Source organism: Chelativorans alearensis (assembly GCF_010993735.1).
Classification (GTDB): Bacteria; Pseudomonadota; Alphaproteobacteria; order Rhizobiales; family Rhizobiaceae; genus Chelativorans; species Chelativorans alearense.
Map to the genome: position 1 here is coordinate 414,531 of NZ_WQNI01000001.1, position 24,545 is coordinate 439,075.

General features: G+C 64.2%; 25 protein-coding genes, 1 pseudogene and 1 riboswitch. Of the genes and pseudogenes, 16 read left to right on the top strand and 10 right to left on the bottom strand.

Going from position 1 to position 24,545, the window contains the following annotated elements; all coding sequences use genetic code 11:
* The first annotated feature begins 5 nt into the window (after positions 1-5).
* The gene (gene fdh3B / locus GPJ75_RS01850) at positions 6-602 is read left to right on the top strand and encodes a formate dehydrogenase FDH3 subunit beta (RefSeq protein WP_163264497.1); all 597 of its coding nucleotides are present in this window, start codon (positions 6-8) and stop codon (positions 600-602) included.
* A 41-nt stretch (positions 603-643) separates the two neighbouring features.
* Positions 644-1,666, top strand: a complete 1,023-nt coding sequence (locus GPJ75_RS01855) for a formate dehydrogenase subunit gamma (protein WP_163264499.1) — start codon at positions 644-646, stop codon at positions 1,664-1,666.
* A gap of 18 nt (positions 1,667-1,684) precedes the next feature.
* On the opposite strand, the gene GPJ75_RS01860 is transcribed toward GPJ75_RS01855, so the two are convergent.
* The 4 genes from GPJ75_RS01860 to panB all read right to left on the bottom strand — a co-directional run bounded on the left by GPJ75_RS01860 (position 1,685) and on the right by panB (position 4,279).
* The gene (locus tag GPJ75_RS01860) at positions 1,685-1,903 is read right to left on the bottom strand and encodes a hypothetical protein (protein ID WP_163264501.1); all 219 of its coding nucleotides are present in this window, start codon (positions 1,901-1,903) and stop codon (positions 1,685-1,687) included.
* A 57-nt stretch (positions 1,904-1,960) separates the two neighbouring features.
* A complete protein-coding gene (locus tag GPJ75_RS01865) occupies positions 1,961-2,428 on the bottom strand; it encodes a hypothetical protein (protein ID WP_163264503.1) in 468 nt (155 codons plus the stop codon).
* 133 nt (positions 2,429-2,561) lie between these two features.
* Positions 2,562-3,437 (bottom strand): pantoate--beta-alanine ligase, encoded by an 876-nt coding sequence (gene panC, locus GPJ75_RS01870; protein WP_163264505.1) that lies wholly within the window; start codon positions 3,435-3,437, stop codon positions 2,562-2,564.
* Positions 3,434-4,279, bottom strand: a complete 846-nt coding sequence (panB, locus tag GPJ75_RS01875) for a 3-methyl-2-oxobutanoate hydroxymethyltransferase (protein ID WP_163264508.1) — start codon at positions 4,277-4,279, stop codon at positions 3,434-3,436. The genes panC and panB overlap by 4 nt, the downstream gene beginning before the upstream one ends.
* Positions 4,280-4,485: 206 nt before the next feature.
* On the opposite strand from panB, the gene GPJ75_RS01880 reads away from it, so the two are divergent.
* The 10 genes from GPJ75_RS01880 (at position 4,486) to GPJ75_RS01925 (ending at position 14,349) form a co-directional block, all read left to right on the top strand.
* Entirely contained in the window at positions 4,486-5,427 is a 942-nt protein-coding gene (locus tag GPJ75_RS01880; RefSeq protein WP_163264510.1) for an NUDIX hydrolase, read from the top strand.
* Positions 5,428-5,490: 63 nt separating this feature from the next.
* Positions 5,491-6,465, top strand: coding sequence for a quinolinate synthase NadA (gene nadA, locus GPJ75_RS01885; protein ID WP_163264512.1), 975 nt, complete (start codon positions 5,491-5,493; stop codon positions 6,463-6,465).
* Positions 6,462-8,018 carry an L-aspartate oxidase gene (locus tag GPJ75_RS01890; RefSeq protein WP_163264514.1) on the top strand — a complete coding sequence of 519 codons (1,557 nt, stop codon included), beginning with the start codon at positions 6,462-6,464 and terminating at the stop codon, positions 8,016-8,018. The genes nadA and GPJ75_RS01890 overlap by 4 nt, the downstream gene beginning before the upstream one ends.
* A 3-nt stretch (positions 8,019-8,021) precedes the next feature.
* The gene (gene nadC, locus GPJ75_RS01895; protein ID WP_163264516.1) at positions 8,022-8,879 is read left to right on the top strand and encodes a carboxylating nicotinate-nucleotide diphosphorylase; all 858 of its coding nucleotides are present in this window, start codon (positions 8,022-8,024) and stop codon (positions 8,877-8,879) included.
* Positions 8,880-8,965: 86 nt separating this feature from the next.
* Positions 8,966-9,083, top strand: a riboswitch (TPP riboswitch).
* A gap of 109 nt (positions 9,084-9,192) precedes the next feature.
* Positions 9,193-11,055 carry a phosphomethylpyrimidine synthase ThiC gene (thiC, locus tag GPJ75_RS01900; protein ID WP_163264518.1) on the top strand — a complete coding sequence of 621 codons (1,863 nt, stop codon included), beginning with the start codon at positions 9,193-9,195 and terminating at the stop codon, positions 11,053-11,055.
* A gap of 3 nt (positions 11,056-11,058) precedes the next feature.
* Positions 11,059-12,060 carry a glycine oxidase ThiO gene (gene thiO / locus GPJ75_RS01905; protein ID WP_163264520.1) on the top strand — a complete coding sequence of 334 codons (1,002 nt, stop codon included), beginning with the start codon at positions 11,059-11,061 and terminating at the stop codon, positions 12,058-12,060.
* Positions 12,029-12,226: a sulfur carrier protein ThiS gene (gene thiS, locus GPJ75_RS01910; RefSeq protein WP_163264522.1), complete on the top strand. Its 198-nt coding sequence runs from the start codon at positions 12,029-12,031 to the stop codon at positions 12,224-12,226. Before thiO ends, thiS begins: the two co-directional genes overlap by 32 nt.
* A gap of 4 nt (positions 12,227-12,230) precedes the next feature.
* On the top strand, positions 12,231-13,004 hold the full coding sequence (locus GPJ75_RS01915; RefSeq protein ID WP_163264524.1) for a thiazole synthase: 774 nt from the start codon (positions 12,231-12,233) through the stop codon (positions 13,002-13,004).
* Positions 13,001-13,606, top strand: a complete 606-nt coding sequence (locus tag GPJ75_RS01920; RefSeq protein WP_163264526.1) for a thiamine phosphate synthase — start codon at positions 13,001-13,003, stop codon at positions 13,604-13,606. The genes GPJ75_RS01915 and GPJ75_RS01920 overlap by 4 nt, the downstream gene beginning before the upstream one ends.
* Complete coding sequence (locus GPJ75_RS01925; RefSeq protein WP_343036142.1) at positions 13,576-14,349, top strand: hydroxymethylpyrimidine/phosphomethylpyrimidine kinase; 774 nt, start codon at positions 13,576-13,578, stop codon at positions 14,347-14,349. The genes GPJ75_RS01920 and GPJ75_RS01925 overlap by 31 nt, the downstream gene beginning before the upstream one ends.
* 13 nt (positions 14,350-14,362) lie before the next feature.
* On the opposite strand, the gene GPJ75_RS01930 is transcribed toward GPJ75_RS01925, so the two are convergent.
* From GPJ75_RS01930 to dctP, 4 genes and pseudogenes are all read right to left on the bottom strand, one after another.
* Positions 14,363-15,643 (bottom strand): four-carbon acid sugar kinase family protein, encoded by a 1,281-nt coding sequence (locus GPJ75_RS01930; RefSeq protein ID WP_246248885.1) that lies wholly within the window; start codon positions 15,641-15,643, stop codon positions 14,363-14,365.
* Positions 15,644-15,679: 36 nt separating this feature from the next.
* Positions 15,680-16,054, bottom strand: coding sequence for a RuBisCO large subunit C-terminal-like domain-containing protein (locus GPJ75_RS27550; RefSeq protein ID WP_343036145.1), 375 nt, complete (start codon positions 16,052-16,054; stop codon positions 15,680-15,682).
* Positions 16,020-16,439 (bottom strand): annotated as a pseudogene (locus GPJ75_RS27555) (RuBisCO large subunit C-terminal-like domain-containing protein); the annotation flags it as partial. The pseudogene GPJ75_RS27555 and the gene GPJ75_RS27550, both read right to left, overlap by 35 nt.
* Positions 16,412-16,816: a TRAP transporter substrate-binding protein DctP gene (gene dctP / locus GPJ75_RS01940; RefSeq protein ID WP_246248870.1), complete on the bottom strand. Its 405-nt coding sequence runs from the start codon at positions 16,814-16,816 to the stop codon at positions 16,412-16,414. The pseudogene GPJ75_RS27555 and the gene dctP, both read right to left, overlap by 28 nt.
* 290 nt (positions 16,817-17,106) lie before the next feature.
* Here dctP and GPJ75_RS01945 point away from each other — a divergent pair, with 290 nt between their 5' ends.
* The 4 genes from GPJ75_RS01945 to GPJ75_RS01960 all read left to right on the top strand — a co-directional run bounded on the left by GPJ75_RS01945 (position 17,107) and on the right by GPJ75_RS01960 (position 20,625).
* The gene (locus GPJ75_RS01945; protein WP_163264530.1) at positions 17,107-18,192 is read left to right on the top strand and encodes a LacI family DNA-binding transcriptional regulator; all 1,086 of its coding nucleotides are present in this window, start codon (positions 17,107-17,109) and stop codon (positions 18,190-18,192) included.
* 155 nt (positions 18,193-18,347) lie between these two features.
* The gene (locus tag GPJ75_RS01950; RefSeq protein WP_163264532.1) at positions 18,348-19,115 is read left to right on the top strand and encodes an amino acid ABC transporter substrate-binding protein; all 768 of its coding nucleotides are present in this window, start codon (positions 18,348-18,350) and stop codon (positions 19,113-19,115) included.
* Between the two features lie 74 nt (positions 19,116-19,189).
* A complete protein-coding gene (locus GPJ75_RS01955; RefSeq protein WP_163264534.1) occupies positions 19,190-19,870 on the top strand; it encodes an amino acid ABC transporter permease in 681 nt (226 codons plus the stop codon).
* Entirely contained in the window at positions 19,867-20,625 is a 759-nt protein-coding gene (locus GPJ75_RS01960; RefSeq protein ID WP_163264536.1) for an amino acid ABC transporter ATP-binding protein, read from the top strand. The genes GPJ75_RS01955 and GPJ75_RS01960 overlap by 4 nt, the downstream gene beginning before the upstream one ends.
* A gap of 98 nt (positions 20,626-20,723) precedes the next feature.
* On the opposite strand, the gene GPJ75_RS01965 is transcribed toward GPJ75_RS01960, so the two are convergent.
* Together GPJ75_RS01965 and GPJ75_RS01970 are read right to left on the bottom strand one after the other, a co-directional pair.
* Positions 20,724-22,787: a mechanosensitive ion channel domain-containing protein gene (locus GPJ75_RS01965; protein ID WP_163264538.1), complete on the bottom strand. Its 2,064-nt coding sequence runs from the start codon at positions 22,785-22,787 to the stop codon at positions 20,724-20,726.
* 654 nt (positions 22,788-23,441) lie between these two features.
* On the bottom strand, positions 23,442-24,512 hold the full coding sequence (locus GPJ75_RS01970; protein ID WP_163264540.1) for an aldo/keto reductase: 1,071 nt from the start codon (positions 24,510-24,512) through the stop codon (positions 23,442-23,444).
* Positions 24,513-24,545: the final 33 nt, after the last annotated feature.

Genomic DNA, 24,545 nt, shown 5'->3' on the forward strand with positions numbered 1-24,545 from the left:
AAGAAATGGCCAGGATGAAATTCCTTTGTGACGCCGACCGCTGCATCGAATGCAACGCCTGCGTCACCGCCTGCAAGAACGAGCACGACGTGCCATGGGGCATCAACCGCCGCCGCGTCGTCACCATCAACGACGGCAAGCCCGGCGAGCGCTCGGTCTCGATGGCCTGCATGCACTGCACCGACGCGCCGTGCGCGGCGGTGTGCCCGGTCGACTGCTTCTATACGACCGCCGACGCGGTGGTGCTGCATTCGAAGGATTTGTGCATCGGGTGCGGCTACTGCTTCTATGCCTGCCCGTTCGGCGCGCCGCAATATCCACGCACCAGCAACTTCGGCTCCCGCGGCAAGATGGACAAATGCACATTTTGTGCCGGCGGCCCGGAGGCGGATTCCACCGAGGTCGAATACGCGAAATACGGCGCCAACCGGCTGGCGGAAGGCAAGCTGCCGCTTTGCGCCGAAATGTGCTCGACCAAGTCGCTTCTTGCCGGCGACGGCGAGATCATCGCGGCGATCTACAAGGAACGGGTGACGCAGCGCGGCTACGGCTCGGGTGCATGGGGCTGGCAGACGGCCTACCGCGAAACGATCACGGTCTGACGAAGGGCCGACTCCTCAAAGAGCCACGGGAGGGTTGAGAAATGCAGGTCTTGAAGCGCGTTCGGCCAATCGGGCCGGTTCTCGCCGCCGCCGTTCTGGCCTTCGGTCTCATCGTCGCCCCGGCAGCAGCGCAGGAAGGCCCATCCGGGAGCAATCCCACTGCGCAGTCGGTGAACGAGCAGCAGCTCCTCCAGGAACTGAACAAGATCCAGGGCCGCATCACCATACCGGACGGCAAGGCCGCCACGCTGGAACAGCCGCGCGGTCAGGATTTCCGCAGCTTCCACGAAGGTGCCTTGCCCTGGATCGGCGGGATCGCCGTGCTCGGGATGCTTCTCGTGCTCGCGCTGTTCTATTTCATCAGGGGGCGCATCCGCATGCAGTCCCAGGAAGCGGGCGTCAAGGTCGTGCGTTTCAACGCTCTCGAGCGCCTGACGCACTGGGTGACGGCCACCGCCTTCATCGTACTGGCGATCACTGGCCTGAACTTCGTTTTCGGTAAGCGGCTGCTAATGCCGCTCATCGGGCCCGATGCCTTCTCGGGATGGTCGCAATGGGCGAAGTATGCCCACGACTTCTTCTCCTGGGCGTTCATGCTCGGTATTCTGATCATGGCTGTCCTGTGGGTCTGGGACAACCTTCCCGACCGCTATGACGGCCGCTGGCTCAGGGTCGGCGGTGGCTTTTTCGACACGTCAAACAGGACGCACCCTCCGGCTGCCCGGTTCAATGCGGGTCAGAAGCTCATTTTCTGGTCGGTGATCATCGGCGGGATCGCCCTTTCTGTATCGGGGCTCTTCATGCTGTTCCCGTTCGCCTACGCCGATGTGAACGGCATGCAGTTGGCTCAGACAATCCACGCCGTTGTCGGCGTGCTGATGGTGGCCGTCATCATCGCCCACATCTATATCGGCACCCTTGGCATGGAAGGCGCCTACGAGGCGATGGGCTCAGGCACCGTCGATCTCAACTGGGCCAAGGAGCACCACAGCGTCTGGGTGGAGAAGCAGGGCGCCAAGACCGAATCGTCTCAGCCGGCGGCTCCGCCCACACCGGCCGAATAGCAATTCGCCCAACACCGCTCACGAGGACGGTTCCTCCGGCTCGGTTGCGGCAGCCGCATTGCTTCCGGGGTCACCCGTCCAGGCCGTGCCCACGAGATTGTGGCCCGGGTCCCCCACGCGCGTGCTGCTTTGCGTGCTGTAGGCCTCCCAGGATGGCCTCTGCTCCGCGCTCATGAAATAGCCGGTGCCTATCGCGATCGCGATGGCGACGACGATTCCCGTCAATATGATACCCATGCCGCTTCTCCCTTCTTCTGTTATCCGAAGCGCCCGCCCGCATCGGGCCGCCAACAATCACTGTTGCGGCTGCGTTTGCTGCGCCGGAGATTCCACTTCGTTCGCCTGCGTTTGATATTGCAGATCGAGCGCCGTCAGCGCGAGCAATGGCGACGGCATGGGGACGCCGGCAAGCCTGAGTTTCCTGGCTGCGTCCTGGCACGCCGCGATGTCGTTGGCTTCGGCGAGCTGCTCAGCCCTTTCCAGGCTCAGCGGAATCTTTACCTCCGCCGCGGCGGATTGTCCGGCGGGTGCGGCTGCCTCGGGCGGATTCTGAACGAAGGCGAGAAGCTCCTGGCAGAGGTTGGCGGGTCGCCCGGCCTCGGTCTGTTGAGTGGCCGCTGAATCGCCTGGCGCCGCTGCCTCCGGCGTTGCGGGTGCGGGCGTGGCGCCCTCCGGAGCTACCGGCTCCGGCGCCGTATCCGTCTGTGCAAGCGAGGTCGACGCTGCCAAGGCGAAGATTCCCGCGAGGAACATTTTTCTCATCGCATTGATCTCCTTCCCAAAACCCTCCTTGTTCCGCCGCCTGACGACAGTAACCGAAAGTGCGGCCAAACGATATATATCAGCAAAACCAAAGGTGCGCCCGTCTCACCGCATTCGAGGAGGCATCCGCCATCTAGCGGCGGTTTCGGCTCCCGTGCCGTACCGGCATGACTTTCACATTGTCGATGAGCCTCGTTTCTCCCAGCCAGGCAGCCGCAAGCAGGCGCCCCTGCCTATCGATGGCGCTCAGCGGCTTGAGATCGTCGTCGCCCCGCAGTTCGAGATACTCCACCTTGCTGTAACCCATGCGGACGATTGCTTCTCTTGCGGTTGCAAGCGCATCATCGACGGGAGCGCCTTTTGTCAGCCGGGCGGAGGTGTCGAAGAGGATTTCGGCAAGCCTCGGCGCGATCTTGCGCTCTGAAGCTGACAGCCGGACATTGCGGGACGACATGGCGAGACCGTCGGATTCGCGCACCGTTGGGCAGCCGACAATCTCAATCGGAATGTCGAGATCGCGGGCGAGCCGCCGCACGACGTGGAGTTGCTGGAAATCCTTCTCGCCGAAGAAGGCGAGATCGGCGCCTGATTGGAGGAAGAGTTTCGTGACCACGGTGGCAACACCGTCGAAGTGGCCCGGCCGGAACGCACCGCACAAGCCCTCGCTGACGCCGCTTACCGACACCGTGGTGGCGAAGCCTTGCGGATACATCTCGGCCGTATCCGGGGCATAGAGGATATGCGCTCCCAGCGCAGAAAGTTTGGCGGCATCCTCATCCTCGGTGCGGGGATAGGCGGCAAGATCGCCCGAATTGTTGAACTGCGCCGGATTGACGAAAAGCGTTACGATCACCCGATCGGCCTGGCCGAGGGCCGCGCGTACCAAGCTCAAATGGCCTTCGTGCAGGGCGCCCATGGTCGGGACGACGGCAACGCGAAGGTTGTCCCGACGCCACGCAGCGACGGCTGTGCGCAACTCGGCGACAGTCCGGATGGTGGGTATGCTCATGCCGCATCTCCCCCCGGGATAGCTTCCGATTCACCCTTGAAGACATGCTCGGGCGCCGGGAACCGCCGCTCGCGCACCTCCCGGGCATAGGCGGCGATGGCGGCTTCGGCCATCTGCCCCAATTCGGCATAGCGTTTGACGAATTTCGGCTGAAAGGCGGTGAAGAGGCCCAGCATGTCATCCACCACCAGGATCTGGCCATCGCAGGCAGGCGAGGCTCCAATGCCGATGGTGGGAATTGCGACCTCCTCGGTGATCCGGCGGGCAAGCGCCTCGGGTATCTTCTCCAGGACCACGGAAAATGCGCCCGCCTGCGCAACGGCTTGGGCATCGTCGATAACACGCTCCGCATCCTCGCCTTTACCCTGGACACGATAGCCGCCAAGGGCGTTGACTGCCTGCGGCGTCAGGCCGACATGGGCCATGACCGGAATGCCGCGGCCAGTCAGGAAGTCGATCGTTTCGGCCATGTTCTCGCCGCCTTCCAGCTTGACCGCCGCGCAGCCGGTCTCGGCCATCACACGGGCGGCATTGCGGAAGGCCTGTTCGGGGCTTTCCTCATAGGAGCCGAAAGGCATGTCCACGACCATCAGTGCCCGCTCCAGGCCGCGCCGCACCGCCTTGCCGTGCATGATCATCATATCGAGGGTGACGCCCAGTGTCGAAGGTAGGCCGTGCAGCACCATGCCGACGCTGTCACCCACAAGTGCGATGTCGCAATGCGGGTCGACGAGCCTGGCGACCGGCGTTGTGTAGGCGGTCAGGCAGACAAGCGGAGCTTGGCTCTTCCTGGCTGCAATGTCCGGCGGAGTGGGGGCAGTGTTTCCTCCCGTAGCGCTCATTACGCCTCCTTCCCTGACGTCAGCGGATGACGCGGCTGTTTCGCATATCCTTGTGCGCTTGCGAAGGAGAGAATCGCACTGCACAATGCCGCTTGTCCGCAAATAGCGTTGTAGAGCCGGCCGTCGGTGGTGTTTCGCCGGATATCTTCTCCTGATAATCCTCTTTAGGGAGAAACTTCCGTGGCAACAGGGCACGACAACGCAAAATGAATGCCAGCGACACTCAACAGCGTCACGAACTGAAGGTGGATCTGGTTGCTGTCGTGACCGCCGTGATCGACGGTGATCCGCGGGCGCTCACCATCAGGCGGGGTAGCGCCCTGCCCGCCGGTCCTTTCGAACTTGGGCACCGTTCACTGCAGGCGGGGCTTCGCGACTGGGTGGAGCAGCAGACCGGGCATCCGCTCGGCTATATCGAGCAGCTCTACACCTTCGCCGATCGCGACCGCATCGCCGAGGAGCACGCTCGGCGGGCGATATCGATCAGCTATCTGGGCCTCACGCGCGACGAGTGGAGCGCGAGCCAGCCTCCCCGCGACTGGCAAAGCTGGTACAGCTATTTCCCGTGGGAAGACCACCGCGCAGGCGTGCCCTCGATCATCGGCGATGCCATCCTGCCGCACCTGAAGAGATGGACGGAAGAGGTGGGCGGAACGGCGCGCGAGGAGCGGCGGCAGCGTATCGCAATCGCCTTCGGCATCGACGAGCGCCCGTGGAACGAAGAACTCGTGCTGCAACGCTACGAATTACTCTACGAGGCGGCCCTGGTGGAGGAGGCGCTTCGCGGCCGGGGAGAAGAGCGCACGCCGCCCGTTCCGGGGCGGCCTATGATTGCGGATCACCGCCGCATCCTGGCGACGGGGATCGCGCGGCTGCGCACAAAGATCAAGTACCGCCCGGTGGTGTTCGAACTGATGCCGCCGGTCTTCACGCTGCTGCAACTGCAGCGCGCCGTGGAGGCACTTGCCGGCAGGCTGGTCCACAAGCAGAACTTCCGTCGCCTCATCGAGCAGCAGGAGCTTGTCGAGGAAACCGGCGAGACCACCTTTGAGACCGGCGGGCGGCCGGCCAAACTGTTCCGCTTCCGCCCGGCCGTGCTGATGGAGCGAACGGCCGCAGGCACGAAATTATCCGTCCCACGGGCTTGACTCCTTATGCTCAAAATAAGCATATGCTCGACTTATACTCAGTCGCAGCATAAGGAGACGGCCATGCTCGACGTCCCGAGCCGAACAGACGAACTTTACGAGCGAGTGAAGCGGGTGATCCCACCGGTCGAGTGGCCGGCCTTCGTGGCAGACATCGAGGCCATCCTCGAACTGAAGCGCCGGCGCAACGCCGTCATCCTGGCGCACAACTACCAGACGCCGGAGATATTCCACTGTGTGGCCGACATCGTGGGCGACAGCCTGGCGCTTGCCCGCAAGGCCGTGGAGACCGAGGCCGATGTCATTGTTCTGGCGGGCGTCCATTTCATGGCCGAGACCGCGAAGCTGCTCAACCCGGACAAAACTGTGCTCATTCCGGATACGGAGGCGGGATGTTCGCTTGCCGAGTCCGTCACGGCCGAGGATGTGCGCCTGATGCGCCGGCGGTTCCCGGGGGTTCCTGTCGTCACCTATGTCAACACGTCGGCTGCGGTGAAGGCGGAGTCCGACATCTGCTGCACCTCCGGCAATGCGCGGGCAGTGGTGGAATCCCTCGGCCGCCCGCGCGTCATCATGCTCCCCGACGAATATCTGGCGAAGAACATCGCCGCGGAGACGGATGTCGAGATCATCGCCTGGAAGGGCCGTTGCGAGGTGCACGAGCGCTTCACCGCCGAAGACATCCGCGACTTGCGGGAGGCTCATCCTGGCGTGTTGGTGCTCGCACATCCCGAGTGCCCACCAGAGGTGGTTGCGGAGGCGGATTTCTCCGGCTCCACTGCCGCCATGTCGGATTATGTGGGGCGCGAGAAGCCGCAGCGCGTGGTGCTGATGACGGAATGCTCCATGAGCGACAACGTGGCCGTGGCGCATCCGGAGATCGAGTTCGTCCGCCCATGCAATCTCTGCCCGCACATGAAGCGCATCACGCTTGCCAATATCCGCACAGCTCTTGAGGAAAACCAGCACGAGGTGACTGTCGCGCCCAGGGTGGCGGAACGCGCCCGGCGCGCGGTCGAGCGGATGCTCGCCATATGAGGCAGAGCATCGACGTTCACGATCTCGGCGGGCGACCGGTGATCGTCGGCGCGGGTATCGCCGGGCTGATGACGGCGCTGCATCTGGCGCCGGAGCCCGTTGTGATCCTGTCCAAGGCACGGCTCGGCGAGGAAGCGTCGAGTGCATGGGCGCAGGGCGGTCTTGCCGCGAGCCTCGGGCCCGACGACAGCTCCGACCTTCACTTGGCTGACACGCTCGCCGCCGGCGATGGGCTTTGCGATGCACAGATTGCGGAGACGGTGGTGCGCAGCGCACCGGCGGCCGTCGAAGCATTGGCAGGCTTCGGTGTGCGCTTCGACAAAGCGGCGGACGGCACGTTGCTGTTCGGCCTGGAGGCAGCCCATCGCCGCCGCCGCATCGTCCATGCCGGAGGGGACGTCACAGGCCGCGAGATCATGCGGGCACTCATCTCTGCCGTCCGCCGAACGCCATCGATCACCGTGCTCGAAGGCATCGAGGCACGGCAGCTATTGGTGGACGATGGCGCCGTGTCGGGCGTTCTTGGCGTCGGCTCTTCCGGTCCGGTGCTGCTCGCCACCGGTCGTGTGGTGATCGCCACGGGCGGCATCGGCGGCCTCTTTCACGACACCACCAACCCTTGCGGCGCCTTCGGCCAAGGCCTGGCGCTGGCGGCACGCGCCGGCGCGGACCTCGCCGATCTGGAGTTCGTCCAGTTCCATCCGACCGCCCTCGATGGACCTGACCGGCCGATGCTGCTCGTCAGCGAGGCCGTACGCGGAGAAGGCGCGATCCTGATCGATGAAACTGGCCGCCGCTTCCTTGAGGCGGTACCGGGTGCGGAGCTTGCCTCGCGCGACGTCGTGGCGCGCGCGGTGACCGCGCATCTTGCCAAGGGCCATCGCGTTTTTCTGGACGCGCGGGAGAAGCCCGGCGCAGCCTTTGCCGCTCGCTTTCCCGCAATCGCCGCGGCGTGCCATGCGCGCGGCATCGACCCATTGCGAGAGCCGATCCCGGTTCGGCCCGCCGCGCACTATCACATGGGCGGGATCGCCGCCGACATAGACGGGCGAAGCTCGGTTCCTGGCCTTTGGGCCTGCGGCGAAGTGGCCTGCACGGGCCTTCACGGCGCCAATCGCCTCGCCAGCAACTCGCTTACCGAAGCCACCGTTTTTTCCCGCCGGGTCGCGGAAAGCGTGGGCGGTGCGGCGATGCGGTCACCTCCTCTGCCGGTCTCCGTCCCCGTACCCTGCGCGGCGGATCCCGCGACGCCGCGTTCCGTCGTCTCCCGCGTCCTCGGCGCCGTCCGCGACGGGGAAGCCTTGTTGGATGCCATCCCTCTTCTTCTCTCCCTGGCCGACAGAGAAGGTCCCGCTTCCGATCCCGCTGCAGTCGCACTGATGATCACCGTTTCCGCCCTCATGCGGAAAGAAAGCCGAGGTACTCACTTCCGCTCCGATTATCCATGCCGGGGCGAGCGCGCCCGGCACACGCGCCTCACCCTCGATCAGGCGTTCGGCGCCGGACGCGATCTGACCCCCGAACCCGCCCTCGCATCGGCGCGGAGTGCATGATCCGTGGCTATTCCTCCTCTTCCCTCGATCCTGTTCGAACCCCTGGTCCATTCCGCGCTAGCGGAGGATCTCGGCCGCGCCGGCGATCTCACTGGCGATGCGGTCGTCCCCGCCGGCCTCGAAGCCGAAATGACATTCGTCGCCCGTCAGCCCGGTGTCATCGCCGGGCTCGACCTGGCCGCGCTCGCCTTCCGCCTTATGGACCGGGCGATCGCGCTACGGATCACCCGGCCGGACGGCAGCGCCGTCGAGGCGGGCGAGGCGATTGCCACGGTGAGTGGGCCCGCGCGCAGCCTTCTTTCCGCCGAGCGCACCGCGCTCAACTTCCTTTGCCATTTGAGCGGCATCGCCACGGCAACCGCGGTGATGGTCGAGGCCGTGAAAGGGCACAAGGCGAAGATCGTCTGCACGCGCAAGACGACACCGGGCCTGCGCGCGGTGGAAAAATATGCCGTGCGCGCCGGCGGCGGTTCGAACCACCGCTTCGGCCTCGACGATGCGATCCTCATCAAGGACAATCACATCGCCATCGCCGGCGGTGTCCGCTCCGCCGTCGAGCGGGCGCGCGCGCATGCCGGCCATATGGTCAAGATAGAGGTGGAGGTCGATACGCTCGACCAGCTCGAAGAGGCACTCTCGCTCCGTGTCGATGCGGTGCTCCTGGACAATATGACGCCGGACGAGTTGGCACACGCGGTGCGCTTGGTCGGCGGGCGCGCGGTCACGGAGGCCTCCGGCCGCATCACGCCGGAAACGGCCCCGGCAATAGCCGCATCCGGCGTGGACCTCATATCCGTCGGCTGGATCACCCACAGCGCGCCGGTGCTGGATATCGGGCTGGACGTTTTGGCGAGGGGATAGCCGGGAGCCGCAGAACACGGCATCGGCTAAGCGAACCGCCCGGGCCAAACCGCTTGACAAGCGGGGGAGTGTTCCTTCTACACTGTAACGATCACCAGGGGGGCCCGGACAACGGGCTGAGATACCGCTGGCCTAGCGCAGCGCGGTGACCCTTTGAACCTGATCCAGTTCATACTGGCGTAGGGATGGTGCGACGGCTTTTCAAAGGATCGCCCGATCCGAATCCTGGATCTGAAGACCCGCAGTCAGAAAAGCCTCTTCCTCATCCTCGGCAAGAACTGGGTCTCCTGTGCAAACGCAAAGGAGCCTCGTCATGGATGCCCGGAATACCCAGAAACCCGAAGTCACCACCGGTCCCCTCCCCGCCTCGCGGAAGGTCCACAAGCCCGGCACGCGCTATCCCGACCTGCGCGTACCCATGCGCGAGATCGCCGTGCATCCGACGGCCGGCGAACCGCCGGTCACGGTCTATGATCCCTCCGGTCCCTATACGGACACGGAGGCGGGGATCGATATCGGGGCGGGCCTGCCGCGGCTGCGCGAGGCGTGGATTACGGCGCGCGGCGATATCGAGCGCCGAGAGGGCCGCGCCGTCAAACCGGAAGACAACGGCTTCGTCACCGGCGATCGGCTGACGCCGGAATTTTCCGTTCGCCACCGTCCTCTGCGCGCGAAGAGCGGAAAGGCGGTCACGCAGCTTGCCTATGCGCAGGCCGGCCTCGTGACGCCGGAGATGGAGTTCATCGCCATCCGCGAGAACCTGGGCCGCGAGAACCTGGCGCGCGAGGGGCTGAAGCAAAAGCGCGGCGGCGAGAGCTTCGGCGCCGCCATTCCCGATTACGTGACACCGGAATTCGTGCGCGATGAAGTGGCGCGCGGGCGTGCCATCATCCCCGCCAACATCAACCACCCCGAATGCGAGCCGATGATCATCGGCCGCAACTTCCTCACCAAGATCAATGCCAATATCGGCAATTCCGCCGTCACCTCCTCCATGGCTGAGGAGGTGGAGAAGATGGTGTGGGCGATCCGCTGGGGCGCGGACACCGTGATGGATCTCTCGACCGGCCGCAACATCCACAATATCCGCGAGTGGATCATCCGCAATTCCCCGGTGCCGATCGGCACGGTGCCGATCTACCAGGCGCTCGAGAAGGTGGGCGGCATCGCCGAGGACCTTAGCTGGGAGGTCTATCGGGACACGCTCATCGAGCAGGCCGAGCAGGGCGTTGACTATTTCACCATCCATGCCGGCGTGCGGCTGCACTATATCCCGCTCACCGTCGACCGGGTGACCGGCATCGTCTCCCGAGGCGGCTCGATCATGGCCAAATGGTGCCTGCACCATCACCGCGAAAGCTTCCTCTACGAGCATTTCGAGGAGATCTGCGACATCTGCCGTGCCTATGACGTCTCCTTTTCGCTGGGCGACGGACTGCGCCCCGGCTCCATCGCCGACGCCAATGACGCGGCACAGTTCGCCGAGTTGGAGACGCTGGGAGAGCTCACGAAGATCGCCTGGGCCAAGGACTGCCAGGTGATGATCGAGGGGCCGGGCCATGTTCCCATGCACAAGATCAAGGAGAACATGGACAAGCAGCTCGCCGTCTGCGGCGAAGCGCCCTTCTATACGCTGGGGCCGCTCACCACCGACATCGCGCCCGGCTACGATCACATCACCTCCGGCATCGGGGCGGCCATGATCGGCTGGTTCGGCACGGCCATGCTCTGCTACGTGACACCGAAGGAGCATCTGGGCCTGCCCGACCGCGACGACGTGAAGACGGGAGTCATCACCTACAAGATCGCCGCCCACGCCGCCGATCTCGCCAAGGGGCATCCGACGGCGCAGGTCCGCGACGACGCGCTGTCGCGCGCGCGCTTCGAGTTCCGCTGGGAGGACCAGTTCAACCTCTCGCTCGACCCCGGGACGGCGCGCGCCATGCACGACGAGACGCTTCCAAAGGAGGCGCACAAGGTTGCCCATTTCTGCTCCATGTGCGGTCCGAAATTCTGCTCCATGCGCATCTCCCACGACATCCGCGCCGAGGCGCAGAAGGAAGGCATGGCGGCGATGGCGGAAAAGTACCGCGCCGGCGGCGACCTCTACATGCCTGTCGAGGAGGTCGAGGCCACGACGGCGGATGCCGCCCCATTTTCCGGACGCGAGGGGTAGGCTGTGCGCGTCCTGGTGAAAGGAGCGGGGGTGGCAGGCCTCACCGTTGCCCACGAGCTTGCCCGGCGCAATATGGCCGTCACCGTCGCCGAGATCCGCGCCGGCATCGGCGGCAACGCCTCGTGGCTTGCAGGCGGCATGCTCGCCCCATGGTGCGAGCGCGAGAGCGCCGAGGAGGCGGTGGTCACGCTCGGGCGCGACGCCGCCGGCTGGTGGGGCGCGGCCCTGCCTGGCCATGTAAAGCGAGCGGGAACGCTCGTCGTGGCGCATCCCCGCGATGCCTCGGAGCTAAAGCGCTTCTCGCAGCGGACGGAGAACCATCGCTGGCTGGCGGAAGACGCGGTCGCCGAACTCGAGCCCGACCTTGCCGGCCGCTTCTGGCAAGGTCTCTTCTTCGCCGAGGAAGCGCATCTCGATCCGCGGCGGGCGATGGAGGCGCTCGTCGAAAAGCTTTCCGCCATGGGCGTCACCTTCCTCTTCGGCGACGGGCAACCCGCTCCCTCCGCCTTCGACCGCGTGGTCGACTGCACCGGGATGGCAGCCCAAGACCCGCACTTGCGTGGTGTGCGCGGGGAAATGCTGATCCTGCGCACCGGCGACGTCGGTCTTGCACGGCCGGTGCGGCTCCTCCACCCGCGTCATCCGATCTATGTCGTTCCGCGCGCCGATCATCACTTCATGGTCGGAGCGACCATGATCGAAAGCGACAATGAAGGCCCGATCACCGCTCGCTCGGCCATGGAGCTTCTCAACGCGGCCTACGCGCTCCACCCCGCCTTCGGCGAGGCCGAGATCGTCGAGACGGGCGCGGCGCTGCGGCCGGCCTATCCCGACAATCTCCCGCGCGTGGATGCCGGCGACAGGGTTGTCACCGTCAACGGTTTCCACCGCCACGGCTTCCTGCTCGCCCCGGCAATGGCACAGCAGGCGGCCGAACTTGTCTTCGCATCCGCAAGCGACACGGAGTCCGAACATGAAGCTGATCGTCAACGGCGAAGCGCTTGAGGCCGCGGCGGCGACACTCGCCGAGCTTCTCGCCGAACTCGACTACGAGGGAGCCTGGCTCGCAACGGCCGTCAACGGCGAGCTCGTACGGACAGGAGAGCGGCAGGCTTGCCGGCTGCGCGACGAGGATCGCATCGAGATCCTCTCGCCGATGCAGGGAGGATGACCCGATGCTGACATACTACGGCGTGGAGCTCGCCTCGCGCCTCTTCCTCGGTACCGCGCAATATCCCTCGCCTGCCATCCTCGCCGAGGCCGTGCGGGCCTCGGGCACGGAGGTCGTCACCGTGTCGTTGCGCCGCGAGGCGGCGGGCGGCGCCTCGGGCGGGCGCTTCTGGGAGATGATCCGCGCATTCGGCGTGCGCGTCCTGCCCAACACGGCCGGCTGCCATTCGGTCAAGGAAGCGGTCACCACGGCCCGGATGGCGCGGGAGGTCTTCGCGACGAACTGGATAAAGCTGGAGGTGATTGGCAATCATGACACCCTGCAGCCGGACGTTTTCGGGCTCGTCGAAGCCGCGCGTATCCTCTCCGAGGAAGGCTTCTGCGTCTTCCCCTACACAACCGACGATCTCGTGGTCGCCGAGCGGCTGATGGAGGCCGGCTGCAAGGTGCTGATGCCGTGGTGCGCGCCCATCGGCTCTGCGGCAGGGCCGCTCAATATCCGGGCGCTCAGGTCGCTGCGTGCGCATTTTCCCGACACGCCCCTCATCGTCGATGCCGGCCTCGGTCGCCCTTCCCACGCTGCTGCCGTCATGGAACTGGGTTTCGACGCCGTGCTTCTCAACACGGCGGTCGCCAAGGCCGGCGACCCAGTGGCCATGGCACGCGCTTTCGCCTGTGCCACGGAAGCCGGTTTCGATGCCTTCCGCGCCGGCATCGTCGAGCCCAGGGAGACGGCGGTGCCGTCGACGCCGGTCATCGGCCAGGCGGTGTTCTCGTGAAACTCGATGCGTTCTACCTCATCGTCGACAGCGCCGCCTGGGCGGAGCGGCTCGTGCCGCTCGGCGTGAAGCTCCTGCAATTGCGCATCAAGGACATGGAGGAGCGCCGGCTGCGCGAGGAAATACGCGCCGCAAAGGCAATCTGCGCTGCCCATGGCTGCACACTAGTGATCAACGACCACTGGCGGCCGGCCATCGAGGAAGGTTGTGATTGGATCCATCTCGGCCAGGAGGACCTTGCTACCGCTGACAGGGCGGCGATCCGCGCGGCAGGCCTCAGGCTTGGGCTCAGCACCCATGACGAAGCCGAGCTTGCCACTGCGCTCGCCGCTTCGCCCGACTATGTCGCGCTGGGGCCCATCTATCCGACCGTCCTGAAGAAGATGAAATGGGCGCCGCAGGGCCTCGACCGCATCACTGAGTGGAAGCGCCGCATCGCACCGCTGCCGCTTGTCGCCATCGGCGGCCTGACGCCGGAACGCCTTCCGGGGGTCTTCGAGAAAGGTGCGGATACGGCTGCCGTCGTCACTGACATACTGCTGCACTCCGATCCGGAGGCGCGGACGCGCGCATGGATCGAGGCGACCGCGCCATGGCGATAACCGCTCCACGCGTCCTGGTCGTCGCCGGCTCCGATTCCTCGGGCGGCGCCGGCCTGTCGCGCGACATCGAGGCAATCGCCGCTTTCAGTCTGCACACCGCTCTTGCCGTGAGCGCGGTCACGGTGCAGACGCACCGGCAGGTTCTTGCCGTGGAGGCCATGCCACCTGCTCTCGTCGCGGATCAGATGCGCGCCGCGCTCGAGGCCAATCCGGTCGGTGCAATCAAGATCGGCATGCTCGCCACGAAAGGCACGATCGAGGCGGTGGCATCGGTCCTGCACGAGCATCCCCATCTACCGGCGGTTCTTGACCCCGTGCTCGCGGCATCCTCCGGCGGAGCACTCCTGGAACCGGACGCGGTCGCCGCGCTGACGCACGACCTGATGCCGCTTTGCCGGCTGATCACGCCAAATCTTCAGGAGCTGGCCCTGCTTGCCGGCTCTCAATCAGTTCGAAGTGGCGAGGAGGCGCTACACCAGGGAAGGAACCTGCTCGACGCTGGTGCGCCGGCGGTTCTGGTCAAGGGCGGGCATGGCTCGGGGACGTGGTCGACCGATATCCTCCTGCGGCCGGATAGCGAACCGGTTCGGTTCGAGGCGCTTCGCCTGAACCGCAGCCTGCGGGGAACGGGCTGTATGCTCGCAAGCGCAATCGCGGCGCTTATGGCGCTTGATACAACGCTGGAGGAAAGCGTGCGAAGGGCCAAGCAATTTGTTCACGATCGTATCGGCTGCGGTGCATGACGCAGATGCCGACTCAAATATGCGACGGCGTTCCAAGGGCCCTCCTATCGTTCGCAAAGACGAACTGATCGAAAACAGCTTCCGATCCGACCTGCCCACCCTTGAGCATCAACCGCATGCCATCCCGTTGCGGGATGTCGGAGCGCGCGATGCAGATGGCAACGCCCGTATCCAGCTGTTGCTCGAATGCAAGGCTGCGGAAACCGAGCCGCCGGATCACCGCGCTCGACGTGTCACCGCCGGCAACACCCAGGATGCGTATGGCTTGCCAATCGAGGATGGTGGCAACCAGATCGGCCAGCTTGTGCGAAAGATCGGCACCGCTGATGCCATAGTCTTCGTGCGGGACAAGATGCAGCAGGACGTTCCGCCCTGTAGCGAAGGCCGCCCCGCAGCGCGTTGCGAGCTGCTTAATCGCGACCTCGTCTGACAGGTCCCGCGCGCGGACCGGCATGCGGTTGAAGCCGCGAGCGGCTTCCACCTGGCCGGCGGTGATCGGTGAACGGCTGCCAGCCACGACGAGACATGGCCCTTCGTTCCCTGCGTATATTTGGACCGCTGCGCCGCGCAGCCCGACGCGGCCGCCAAGCGCTTCTGCAACGCCGCTCGCGCCGACGACCAGCAGCGGACGGCTGCCGCTGCCGTAGTCAGCCAGTGCGGATCCGATCGTGTCCAGATGTGCCTGGTCACAAGCATCGAACAGTATGCGACGTTCGCCTGCGTGCACGTGGGACGCGATACGCTCCTTCAAGGCCGCCGGGCCTTCGGCGATGGCCGGCCATGGTTCGAGCTGCAGGCCTTCAAGGCCTTGCCGCGCAAGATGGAGACGCAAGTCCGCTTCCGTCATCGGCGTAATCGGATGATTGCGCATCACCGGATGCCGGTCGATCCGGTGGACCTGGCCGCCCGGGCCGCGCGCAAACAAATTGCCGAAAGCACAATAGCGTCCCAAGCTCGGTTGCCCGCCCACGACAGCAATGAGGACGGGATCGAGGTGGCGTTCCAAGACGGCGACCGCAGCTCCTATGCTGCCTATCTCGGGTGCGGAATCGAAGGTGGAGCAGACCTTGTAGTGCACAATACGCGGTGACAAAGCCTTCAGCGTTTGCGCCAGCGCATCGGCCTGTGCAGCGATGGCATCCGCAGGCAGCGCCCGAAGCTCCGTGGCAATGCCAACCGCATCAAGTCGCTCCTCGGCGACCGTTGCGGGATCCGGGGGGGGCGAGGAACAATCGGACGCTTCGCCCGGCCCGGGCGAGTGTCGCAAGCGTATCGGATGCGCCAGTGAAATCATCGCCGACAAAAACGTAGTCCACCCCCGCGCCCACGATCAGCTCCCGAAGAAGCCAAGGGCTGCGCGCAGCTCCGGGGACCCTTCGGCCGCCTCGTCGAGCGGGCATTCCGCGGCCACGGCCTCATAGGCCTGCCGGAGGCTCTTCACCCCCGCCGCTGGCCCATCGGGATGGGCCAATATCCCGCCGCCAGCGAGGAACATGAAGTCCGCCGATCCGACGGTAGCGTAGGTGGCAGGCAGTGTGCCCGCCCACTGGCCGGAGGAGAATACCGGCAACACGGCATCCGCGTCGTTCGCCGCAGCGGCGGGCGGCCGACGACACGTCCTGCGCCGAATCCGAGAATTTTCCGCCGATGCCGTGGACATGCATGTGATCGATGCCGGCCAGACGATAGAGCGCCTGGTAGGCATCGAAGCCGATCCCCAGTGCCGGATGCCGCGCAAAAGCGCCGAAACCGTTGCGATGACCGTGGAGTGCAAGCGGCGTGGAACGCCGGAGCGTTTGAAGAGCGGACAGTCCGCACCAGTTGAGGCTCGCCATCACACATGAACCGCCCTCCTTTTCCACGAGATCGGCATGGCGGCGCATGGCGTCCATCTCGTCGGTGATGTTGAAGGCGATCATGACGTCGCGGCCGGTGCGCTCACGATAAGCGCGGACCTGCCGCATCACCGCGGGGACTCGCCCGGCGAGAGGAGCATGATCCGGATTGGCGCAGACCTCGTCGTCCTTGATGAAGTCGACGCCCGCTTCGCAAAGCAACCCCACTAGATTGGCGACGTCTTCGGCGGCCATCGGCGGCCAAAGTAATGCGCATAGATGACGCGGACATTGGCAGCTTCGATCAGGCCCTGGTTAAGCTCCTGCATGACCGGAGAATCGACGTCCATCACCTTCATCAGATGGTCGACGTCGCGGTAGAGATACGGCGTGTCGAGCGCGGCAAAAGGCTCATAGAGCGAGCCGATACCGCCGGCTGTATTGTGCGAGAAGGCGATGGTGCCGAGCGACACGGCTTCGGCAAGCTCCTGAAGTTTGCCGAGTTGGGAGGACGGGAACACTTCGACTGCGATATCTCCGCCCGAGTGCTTGCCGACAGCCTCCGCGAACCAATCAGCCTGCGCGCCCGCAATGCTGGCAGGCTCGTTGTTGTGGCCGTATCGAAGCGTCACCGATTGGGGCGCGAACGGCCGGGAAGCATGGCGGCGGCGCTCGCTCCAAGCCCGAGGGCAAGCATCGACCGGCGGCTTACGCCGCGCGCGCCAAGACACGTCGAATTTCGGTTCATCGAACCCTCCCATGACATTTTCTGACGGATCGCAGACGGCGGCTTTGTGTGGTTTCCTCCGAACGCCGCCTACTTGACACAAGGCTAGGAACTAGCATGCTTCAGGTCAAACTAGAAAAAATGAGGTTTTTTGAGGTGCAATCACCTACAGGGAACGACTCGTCAGTGCCCCTCATGACCGACATAGCTAAGGCCGCGAACGTGTCTCTCGCAACGGTTGACCGGGTGCTCAATCGACGCAAGGGCGTAAAGCCGCGAACTGTCGAACGCGTTCTGAAGGTGGCGCTCGAACTGGGTTATCTGGACAGGGCGGAGCATGCGCGGCTTTCGCGCCCTCGCCCTCCAAATGTCGCCTTTCTCCTTCCCATGGGCGGGAATCCCTATCTGCGACTGCTTGGCGACAAGGTTCGGGCCATTGCCCAATCCAAGTCGCGCGAAGACGCGCAGGTGCGGTGCTATTTCATCGAAAGCTTTGATGCCGACGCGCTGGCGGAAGCCATCCGTCATCATGCGGGCTGGGCCGACGGCATTGCCTTCATGGCGATCGACCATCCCCTCGTGCGGGAGGCCGTCGAGGAGGTCTCGGCAGCAGGACGGCGCATCGTCACGGTCATCTCCGACCTGCAGCATTCTCTCCGCGACGCATATGTGGGGCTCGACAACCAGGCGGCCGGACGGACCGCGGGATATCTGCTCGGCCGGTTCTGCGGGGCGCGAACGAGCAGCGTCGCGCTGGTGGCGGGAAGCCGCAACTATCGCGCCCACGCAGAGCGGGAGACAGGGTTTCTCGGTCTGCTGGAGGAGATGTATCCAGGCCTCCGGGTGGTCGGCGTGCGCGAAGGACATGATGACCGCGATGAGAACTACCGTCACACGCTTTCGCTGCTCGAGCAGAACGAGGACCTCGTCGGCATCTACAATGTCGGCGGCTCTTCCGACGGGATAGGCCGTGCACTGCAGGAGAAGGGCAGGTCCAAAGACGTGGTCTTCATCGGCCACGGGCTCACCACGGATACCCGCAGGCTCCTCATCGAGGGCACCATGGACGCGGTGATCAATTCCGATCCCGACGTGCTGCTCGCGTCAGCTCTGCGCGTCTTCGGTGACCTTCAGCGCGATGATGCTCGGACTTCTATTGCACTCACGCCGGTCAAGATGGACGTCATCTTCCGTGAGAACATTCCCTCGGTGCAATCGGTCGCCGGACGACCGCTCATTCGTCTCGATCCGACAACCGCATTTGAGACGTCCGCAGATTAGGGAGAAATTCGTTCTCCTGTACGCGGTTTAAGCAACATGCAATTGTCCGTGGAGAGCCCTTCTCAGGTGCCGGAGCCTTGCCCAAACGCCCGTAAGCCTTAGATTTCCGGGCCATTCGGCGCCTGCCGCCAACACATGCAACGGGAATAACGACAATGAATTGGCTGAAGACCCTTCTCGCCGCCTTTGTTCTGCAAGCGGCGGCCTTCTCATTCGCCCACGCAGAGCTTGCGGATGTAAAGGCCGCGGGTGTGCTGCGGATCGGGACGGAAGGAACCTATGCGCCCTTCACCTTCCATGACGGTTCCGGCGACCTCGTTGGCTTCGACGTCGAACTCGGGCGGGAGGTGGCCAAACGCCTCGGGGTGGAGGCCGAGTTCCTCGAGGGCCGCTGGGACGGCCTCATCGCAGGGCTCGACGCGAACCGCTACGATGCCGTCATCAACCAGGTCGGCATAACCGAGGAGCGCAAGGCGAAGTACGATTTCTCCGATCCCTACATCGCCTCCAAGGCGGCGCTCATCGTGCGCGAGGACAATGACGAGATCGGCAGCTTCGCGGATCTGAACGGCAAGAAGTCCGCCCAGTCGCTGACAAGCAACTATGCGAAGATGGCCGAAGAGGCCGGCGCCGAACTGGTTGCCACCGAAGGCTTCGATCAGGCGGTCCAGCTTGTCGTCAACCGCCGGGCGGACGCGACGATCAACGACAGCCTGTCCTTCTACGACTTCAAGAAACAGCGGCCGAACGCACCGGTGGAGATCGCCGCGACCGAGGACGAGGCGAGCTACTCGGGCATCATCGTCAGGAAGGGCCAGCCGGAACTCGTTGCCGCAATCAACAAGGCGCTCGAGGAGATCAAGGCCGATGGCACGTACCAGAGGCTTTCCGAGAAGTACTTCGGCGTGGACGTTTCCCAATAGGCGGGTAGTCTGCATACGAGCGAGCGGGGCGGATTTTCAAGGTCCGCCCCGCTTGCCTTTTGAAGGAGGTTCCCGTGCCGCATTGGCTCGACCTGATGCTGTCCTCGCTTGGCCCGCTGCTCCTGGCCGGCTTGCGCTTCACCGTGCCGTTGACGCTGCTGTCGTTCGCTCTCGGCCTGATGCTCGGGCTGGTCGTGGCAGTGGTGCGGCTGTTCGCGCCGGCGCCCTTTGCCGCGGTTGTGCGCTTCTATGTCTGGATTTTCCGCGGCACGCCGCTCCTGGTGCAACTCTTCCTCATCTTCTATGGGTTGCCCAGTGTCGGCATCGTGCTTGATGCCTTCCCGGCGGCACTCATCGGATTTACGCTGAACATTGGCGCCTATACGTCGGAGACGATCCGCGCGACCATCTCCTCCGTGCCGAAGGGCCAGTGGGAGGCGGCCTACTCGATCGGCATGAGCTGGAGCCAGGTGATGCGCCGCACGATCCTGCCGCAAGCCGCGCGCGTGGCCGTGCCGCCACTGTCGAACACCTTCATTTCGCTGGTGAAGGACACCTCGCTGGCGGCCGCCATTACTGTGCCGGAGCTGTTTCAGGCCGCGCAGCGCATCGTGGCGACGACGTACGAGCCGCTGATCCTCTATATCGAGGCAGCACTTATTTATCTTCTGCTGAGTTCGGTGCTGTCGCAGCTTCAGGTGCGTCTGGAACAGCGTCTCGGTCGCTATGGTGGTTTTCTGGAAGCGCGGGCATGATCGAGCTCACCGATATCGAAAAGCGCTTCGGCGACAATCTCGTTCTGAAGGGCGTCAGCCTGCGGATTCCCGAAGGCTCCGTCACGGCCCTGATCGGCCCCTCGGGCGGCGGGAAAAGCACGCTGCTTCGCTGCATCAACCTTCTCGAGATTCCGACCTCCGGAAAAGTTCGCGTCGGCGAGGAGGCGCTTGAATTCCACCCCGGCATGAAGGTTGGCTGGAAGGATATAAGACGGCTGCGCAGCCAGACCGGTATGGTCTTCCAGAATTTCCAGCTGTTCCCGCATCGCACCGCGATCGAGAACGTGATGGAAGGGCTGGTCACCGTGCTCAAATGGCCGAAGGCGAAGGCGCGGGAGCACGGCATGGCGCTGCTTGAGAAGGTCGGCCTCGCTCAGAAGGCCGACGCATGGCCGGCGACGCTCTCGGGTGGCCAGCAGCAGCGCGTCGCGATCGCCCGTGCGCTCGCCCTTTCGCCGCGGGTGCTTTTGTGCGACGAGCCGACCTCGGCGCTCGACCCGGAACTTGCCGGCGAGGTCGTGGAGGTCCTGACCCAGCTTGCACGCGAGGGAACGACCATGGTGATCGCCACCCATGACCTGCGTCTTGCCTCGCGCATTGCCCAGCAGGCCGCCTTCCTCGATGCCGGCTCCATTGTCGAGATCGGTTCAGCGCAGCACATCTTCACCAATCCCGCACGCGAGCGTACCAAACGCTTCGTGGCGACGTTGCTGCAAGATGCGAACGGGCAGTAGCTGGCAGTCGGCGCTCGGCTTGCCAGCGCTGCGTCGCGCCCGATTCCAAGTCTTTGATCCATGCGGACGTCAGGCGATGCCACCTGACAGCAAATGCCTTAGACTTCGGTTTCTTCGAGAGCCCCCTGGCCTTCGTCGGCCGGTCCGTCTTGGACGACCCTGGATTTGCGTTGGCGCTTATGCGCCGCCCCGTCTACGCTACGCTTGCGGCTTTTCTCTCCGGTGCGCGGTGCGTCCACCACGCGTGTCGCCTGTGCCGGAGGCATGTTTTTGCCCTCCGGCAGGTGGAGCGTGACCTGCGGAAAGGGTATCTCGATGCCGCGCTCGTCGAACACCTCCTTGAGGATTTCATTATAGGCGCGCCCCAGCGTCCACTGCTGGCCGGGCTTTGTCTTGATACGGGCACGAACGACCACGGCGGAATCGGCGAACTCGGTCACGCCATGCATTTCCAGATCGTCGATGATATGCTCGCCGAACTCCGTCTCCTTCAGCCGCTCGAAGGCGTCCCGCATCGCCCGCTTCACATTGGAAATGTTTGCTCCGTAGCTCACGCCGATGGCGGCCACGTGGTAGCTGAAATTTCTCATGAAGTTGGACACGGATTCGACGGATGAGAATGGGATCAGGTGATAGGCGCCGTCGACCGTGCGCAGCGATACCGACCGGATCGTCAGCCGCTCGACAACCCCGGTGATTCCCCCCACGGTGACCATGTCGCCTTCATTCATCGCGTTCTCGAACTGGATGAAGGCGCCGTTGATGACGTCCTGCACCAGCTTCTGCGAACCGAAGCCCACGGCCAGGCCAATGATGCCGGCGCCGGCAAGCAACGGTCCGACGTTGACGCCGAGCTGGGTCAGCACCAAGAGCAGGATGACGACGCTGAATACGATCGTGAATGCGTTGCGGAACAACCCCAGAAGGGTCCGCTCGCGCGGGCTCGGCATGCGACCGTAGGTTGGGTTGAGCCGGTATTCCACCCAGGACTGGACGGCAAGATGCACAAGGCCACCGGCTAAGAGGATAAGGAACGCGGCGATCACCGAGGTCACAACCCTCTGGCCGAACTCGCTTGACAGCCAGCCGATAAAGTCGGCCAGCCGCCAGATCTGTGCGATAGCCAGCACGACGGTGACCATGACGAGGCCACGGATGACCCGCAGGACGTTCGGTACAAACGCGTTGAGCCGTTGCTCAAGCAGCGGCAGCCGCGCCTTGATGTCGGCCGGCAGGTGCATGCCGCCAGTGGCGACGCGCACCACGACCACGCTTAGCGCAACACCAATGGCCATCGCGATGAGGGATTGAACGGTTGCCAGCAAAACAAAAGGGAGGGCCGCCTCCCGGTTGGCAAGCCACAGCACGAAGATGAGCGTGAGATAGCCGATCGCCACGATGTGCCAGAAAGTGGCGACGCCGGACAAGATCCGCACGAGCGGTTCCGCCTCCCCGCGCTCGACATAACGGCCCAGCCGGGCGCGCACGGCGTCGCGGTTCTGCAGGATGATGACCCATGCCATTGCGAGGGCACAGAACAGCACGAAAATACGGACCGCCTCGGCCGCGCTGCTTGACACGTTCGCCGCAAGAAGCGGCGCGACGAAAAACAAGGTATAGCCGATAGCGCTGACGAGGCGGCTCAGCCAGAAGTACCAGTAGGCTGCCGTTGTATCGTCGATGCGGCCGAGGCGTAGCGTCGTCCACCGCGGAGCGAGCAGGACGCGAGCGGCCACCTTTGCAAGCTCTATGAAGAGGAAGGCGTTGAGGAAAAGCGTCTGGCTGCTTCCCGCCTGGACGCCCGCATAGAGGGCGGGCAGGTATCCCATCACCCAGGCGCCGAGCACCGTCAGAAGGTCCGCCCCCGCAGACAATCCGATGATCCCGGTGCGCCGGATTGTGCTCGTGCCTTGCGCGGCGCTCGCCAGAACGCGTTGCAACCGCCTGAAGGCGAGCCGCAGTATAAAATAGGCGGCAAAGGTAACCGTAACGACCAGAAGGACGCTACGCACCGAATTCCAGAGGCCGCTCACGCTGATGGTGGCGGCACCCGAAACGACCGCACCCAGGTGGTCTGCGAGCCGGATGATGGTGCCGATTAGCTCCGCACTACCTTCCACCGCGCTGCCGGTATAGGCGGTGATCCGGTCCAGGATGGTCATTTCGGGCGCAGTCTGCGGCGATGACTCACCCCCTTGCGCCTTCGGGATCGCGGCACGCATCCTTTCGATCAACTGCCCGCGGGCTTCGTCGTTCTCAAGGACCCGGATAAGAGCTTCGACATCAGCACCCACTTGAGCGGTCTGAGCGGCGCTCTGTCCGTTAGCCGGCTGTGCCACAGCCGGAGTCAAGGCGACCAGTAGCAAGAGAAGGGCGAGCAGCCGCATATTTTACCTCTGGGCAGAGTTTGGGGGGACCAGATTGGTACAGTACGACGCTGAATTATTCTGATCACTCTGAGTCGAGATGTGTGTCTTTTTTCTTAACCGATGTTAAGACACCTTTCTTAACCGAAGTTAAGACACCGCGCTCTGGCACACCGTAGTCTACGCGGAACGGAGCGGCCGACCTGCACGATCTCGGCCTGCCGGAGAATCCGGCGTTCATCGAGCTGTTGCCGGTCCTTTTTTCAGCAGGAGTGTGGTTTTTTTTGGCTTTTGTTCTTCAGTTCATGGTTTCGAGTATTCCCGCGAGCGATTTCTCCATCCTTACGCAAACAAAGCGGGTCCGTTCGGAAGCCGGGGCGCTGTGGTTAGCTCCAAGACGCTCCGCGCTCCCTGGCCGAGGAGATGCGAACCAAAAGCCCTGGGGAGGCCTTATCGCGCCGCGATCTTCGCGTCGCCGAACGTGACGTTTCGTGTCATCGGCCGGGCCAGAAACTCATGCGGGAAGCCGAGGTCGACCGCGCTTACCTCATCCAGACGGGCCCGCTGATCGTCGGTCAAGGTCACGTCAAGGGCGCCAAGGTTGTTCTCGAGTTGCGCCAATGTCCGCACGCCCATGATCGGAGACGCGACCGACGGATTTAAAAGCGTCCAGGCGAGCGCCACCTGTGACGGAGATTTGCCTGCTTCGACGGCGACCGCCTTGACCACGTCCGCGATTGCCAGGCCCCGCTCGCTGAGCGCCCCATTGGCGGCGGCAACGTTCTTGCGCGTACCGACGGCGGAAGCGCTGCCGGTGCCGATTTCGAGGTCAGCTTTGCTGTATTTTCCGGTCAAGACACCGCTGGCGAGCGGCGACCACGGGATCACGCCAAGCCCCATCTCGCGTGCCATGGGAATGAGATCGCGCTCCACGGTTCGTTCGATGAGGCTGTATTCGATCTGTAGTGCGATAAGCGGTGCCCAGCCACGCAGGTCGGCGATTGCCTGCATGCGCGAAACCTGCCAGGCCGGCGTATCGGATATGCCGACATAGACGATCTTGCCCGCACTGACGAGATCGTCCATGGCACGCAAAATCTCTTCCACCGGCGTCGTGAAGTCCCACAAGTGAAGGTAGAGAATGTCGATATAATCGGTCTTCAGCCGTTCCAGGCTCGCCTCGACCGAACGCACCATGCTCTTGCGGTGATTCCCGCCGGAATTGGGGTCGCCCGGCCGAGAGGACAGGGTGTACTTGGTGGCGACCACCAGCCTGTCGCGTTTTTCTCTCGCGAACTCGCCGACGAAGCGTTCCGACGTGCCGTTCGTATACTGGTTGGCCGTATCGATGAAATTGCCGCCACGGTCGATATAAGCGTCAAAGATGCGACGCGCTTCGTGCTCGTCGGAGCCCCAGCCCCAGTCGGTTCCAAAGGTCATCGTACCGAGTGCAAGGGGGGAAATCCGCAGGCCGGAGCGGCCGAGAAGGCGGTAGGTGTCCAGGGAAAGGGATGTGGTCATGGTCATCTCCGGTTAATGAGGCCGGCAAGATGC

Coding starts and splice junctions, on each gene's coding strand:
- fdh3B (WP_163264497.1), top strand. CDS start 6: ATGGCCAGGATGAAATTCCTTTGTGACGCCGACCGCTGCATCGAATGC.
- GPJ75_RS01855 (WP_163264499.1), top strand. CDS start 644: ATGCAGGTCTTGAAGCGCGTTCGGCCAATCGGGCCGGTTCTCGCCGCC.
- GPJ75_RS01860 (WP_163264501.1), bottom strand. CDS start 1,903: ATGGGTATCATATTGACGGGAATCGTCGTCGCCATCGCGATCGCGATA.
- GPJ75_RS01865 (WP_163264503.1), bottom strand. CDS start 2,428: ATGAGAAAAATGTTCCTCGCGGGAATCTTCGCCTTGGCAGCGTCGACC.
- panC (WP_163264505.1), bottom strand. CDS start 3,437: ATGAGCATACCCACCATCCGGACTGTCGCCGAGTTGCGCACAGCCGTC.
- panB (WP_163264508.1), bottom strand. CDS start 4,279: ATGAGCGCTACGGGAGGAAACACTGCCCCCACTCCGCCGGACATTGCA.
- GPJ75_RS01880 (WP_163264510.1), top strand. CDS start 4,486: ATGAATGCCAGCGACACTCAACAGCGTCACGAACTGAAGGTGGATCTG.
- nadA (WP_163264512.1), top strand. CDS start 5,491: ATGCTCGACGTCCCGAGCCGAACAGACGAACTTTACGAGCGAGTGAAG.
- GPJ75_RS01890 (WP_163264514.1), top strand. CDS start 6,462: ATGAGGCAGAGCATCGACGTTCACGATCTCGGCGGGCGACCGGTGATC.
- thiC (WP_163264518.1), top strand. CDS start 9,193: ATGGATGCCCGGAATACCCAGAAACCCGAAGTCACCACCGGTCCCCTC.
- thiS (WP_163264522.1), top strand. CDS start 12,029: ATGAAGCTGATCGTCAACGGCGAAGCGCTTGAGGCCGCGGCGGCGACA.
- GPJ75_RS01915 (WP_163264524.1), top strand. CDS start 12,231: ATGCTGACATACTACGGCGTGGAGCTCGCCTCGCGCCTCTTCCTCGGT.
- GPJ75_RS01925 (WP_343036142.1), top strand. CDS start 13,576: ATGGATCGAGGCGACCGCGCCATGGCGATAACCGCTCCACGCGTCCTG.
- GPJ75_RS01930 (WP_246248885.1), bottom strand. CDS start 15,643: ATGATTTCACTGGCGCATCCGATACGCTTGCGACACTCGCCCGGGCCG.
- GPJ75_RS27550 (WP_343036145.1), bottom strand. CDS start 16,054: ATGCCTACCAGGCGCTCTATCGTCTGGCCGGCATCGATCACATGCATG.
- GPJ75_RS01945 (WP_163264530.1), top strand. CDS start 17,107: ATGACCGACATAGCTAAGGCCGCGAACGTGTCTCTCGCAACGGTTGAC.
- GPJ75_RS01950 (WP_163264532.1), top strand. CDS start 18,348: ATGAATTGGCTGAAGACCCTTCTCGCCGCCTTTGTTCTGCAAGCGGCG.
- GPJ75_RS01960 (WP_163264536.1), top strand. CDS start 19,867: ATGATCGAGCTCACCGATATCGAAAAGCGCTTCGGCGACAATCTCGTT.
- GPJ75_RS01965 (WP_163264538.1), bottom strand. CDS start 22,787: ATGACCATCCTGGACCGGATCACCGCCTATACCGGCAGCGCGGTGGAA.
- GPJ75_RS01970 (WP_163264540.1), bottom strand. CDS start 24,512: ATGACCACATCCCTTTCCCTGGACACCTACCGCCTTCTCGGCCGCTCC.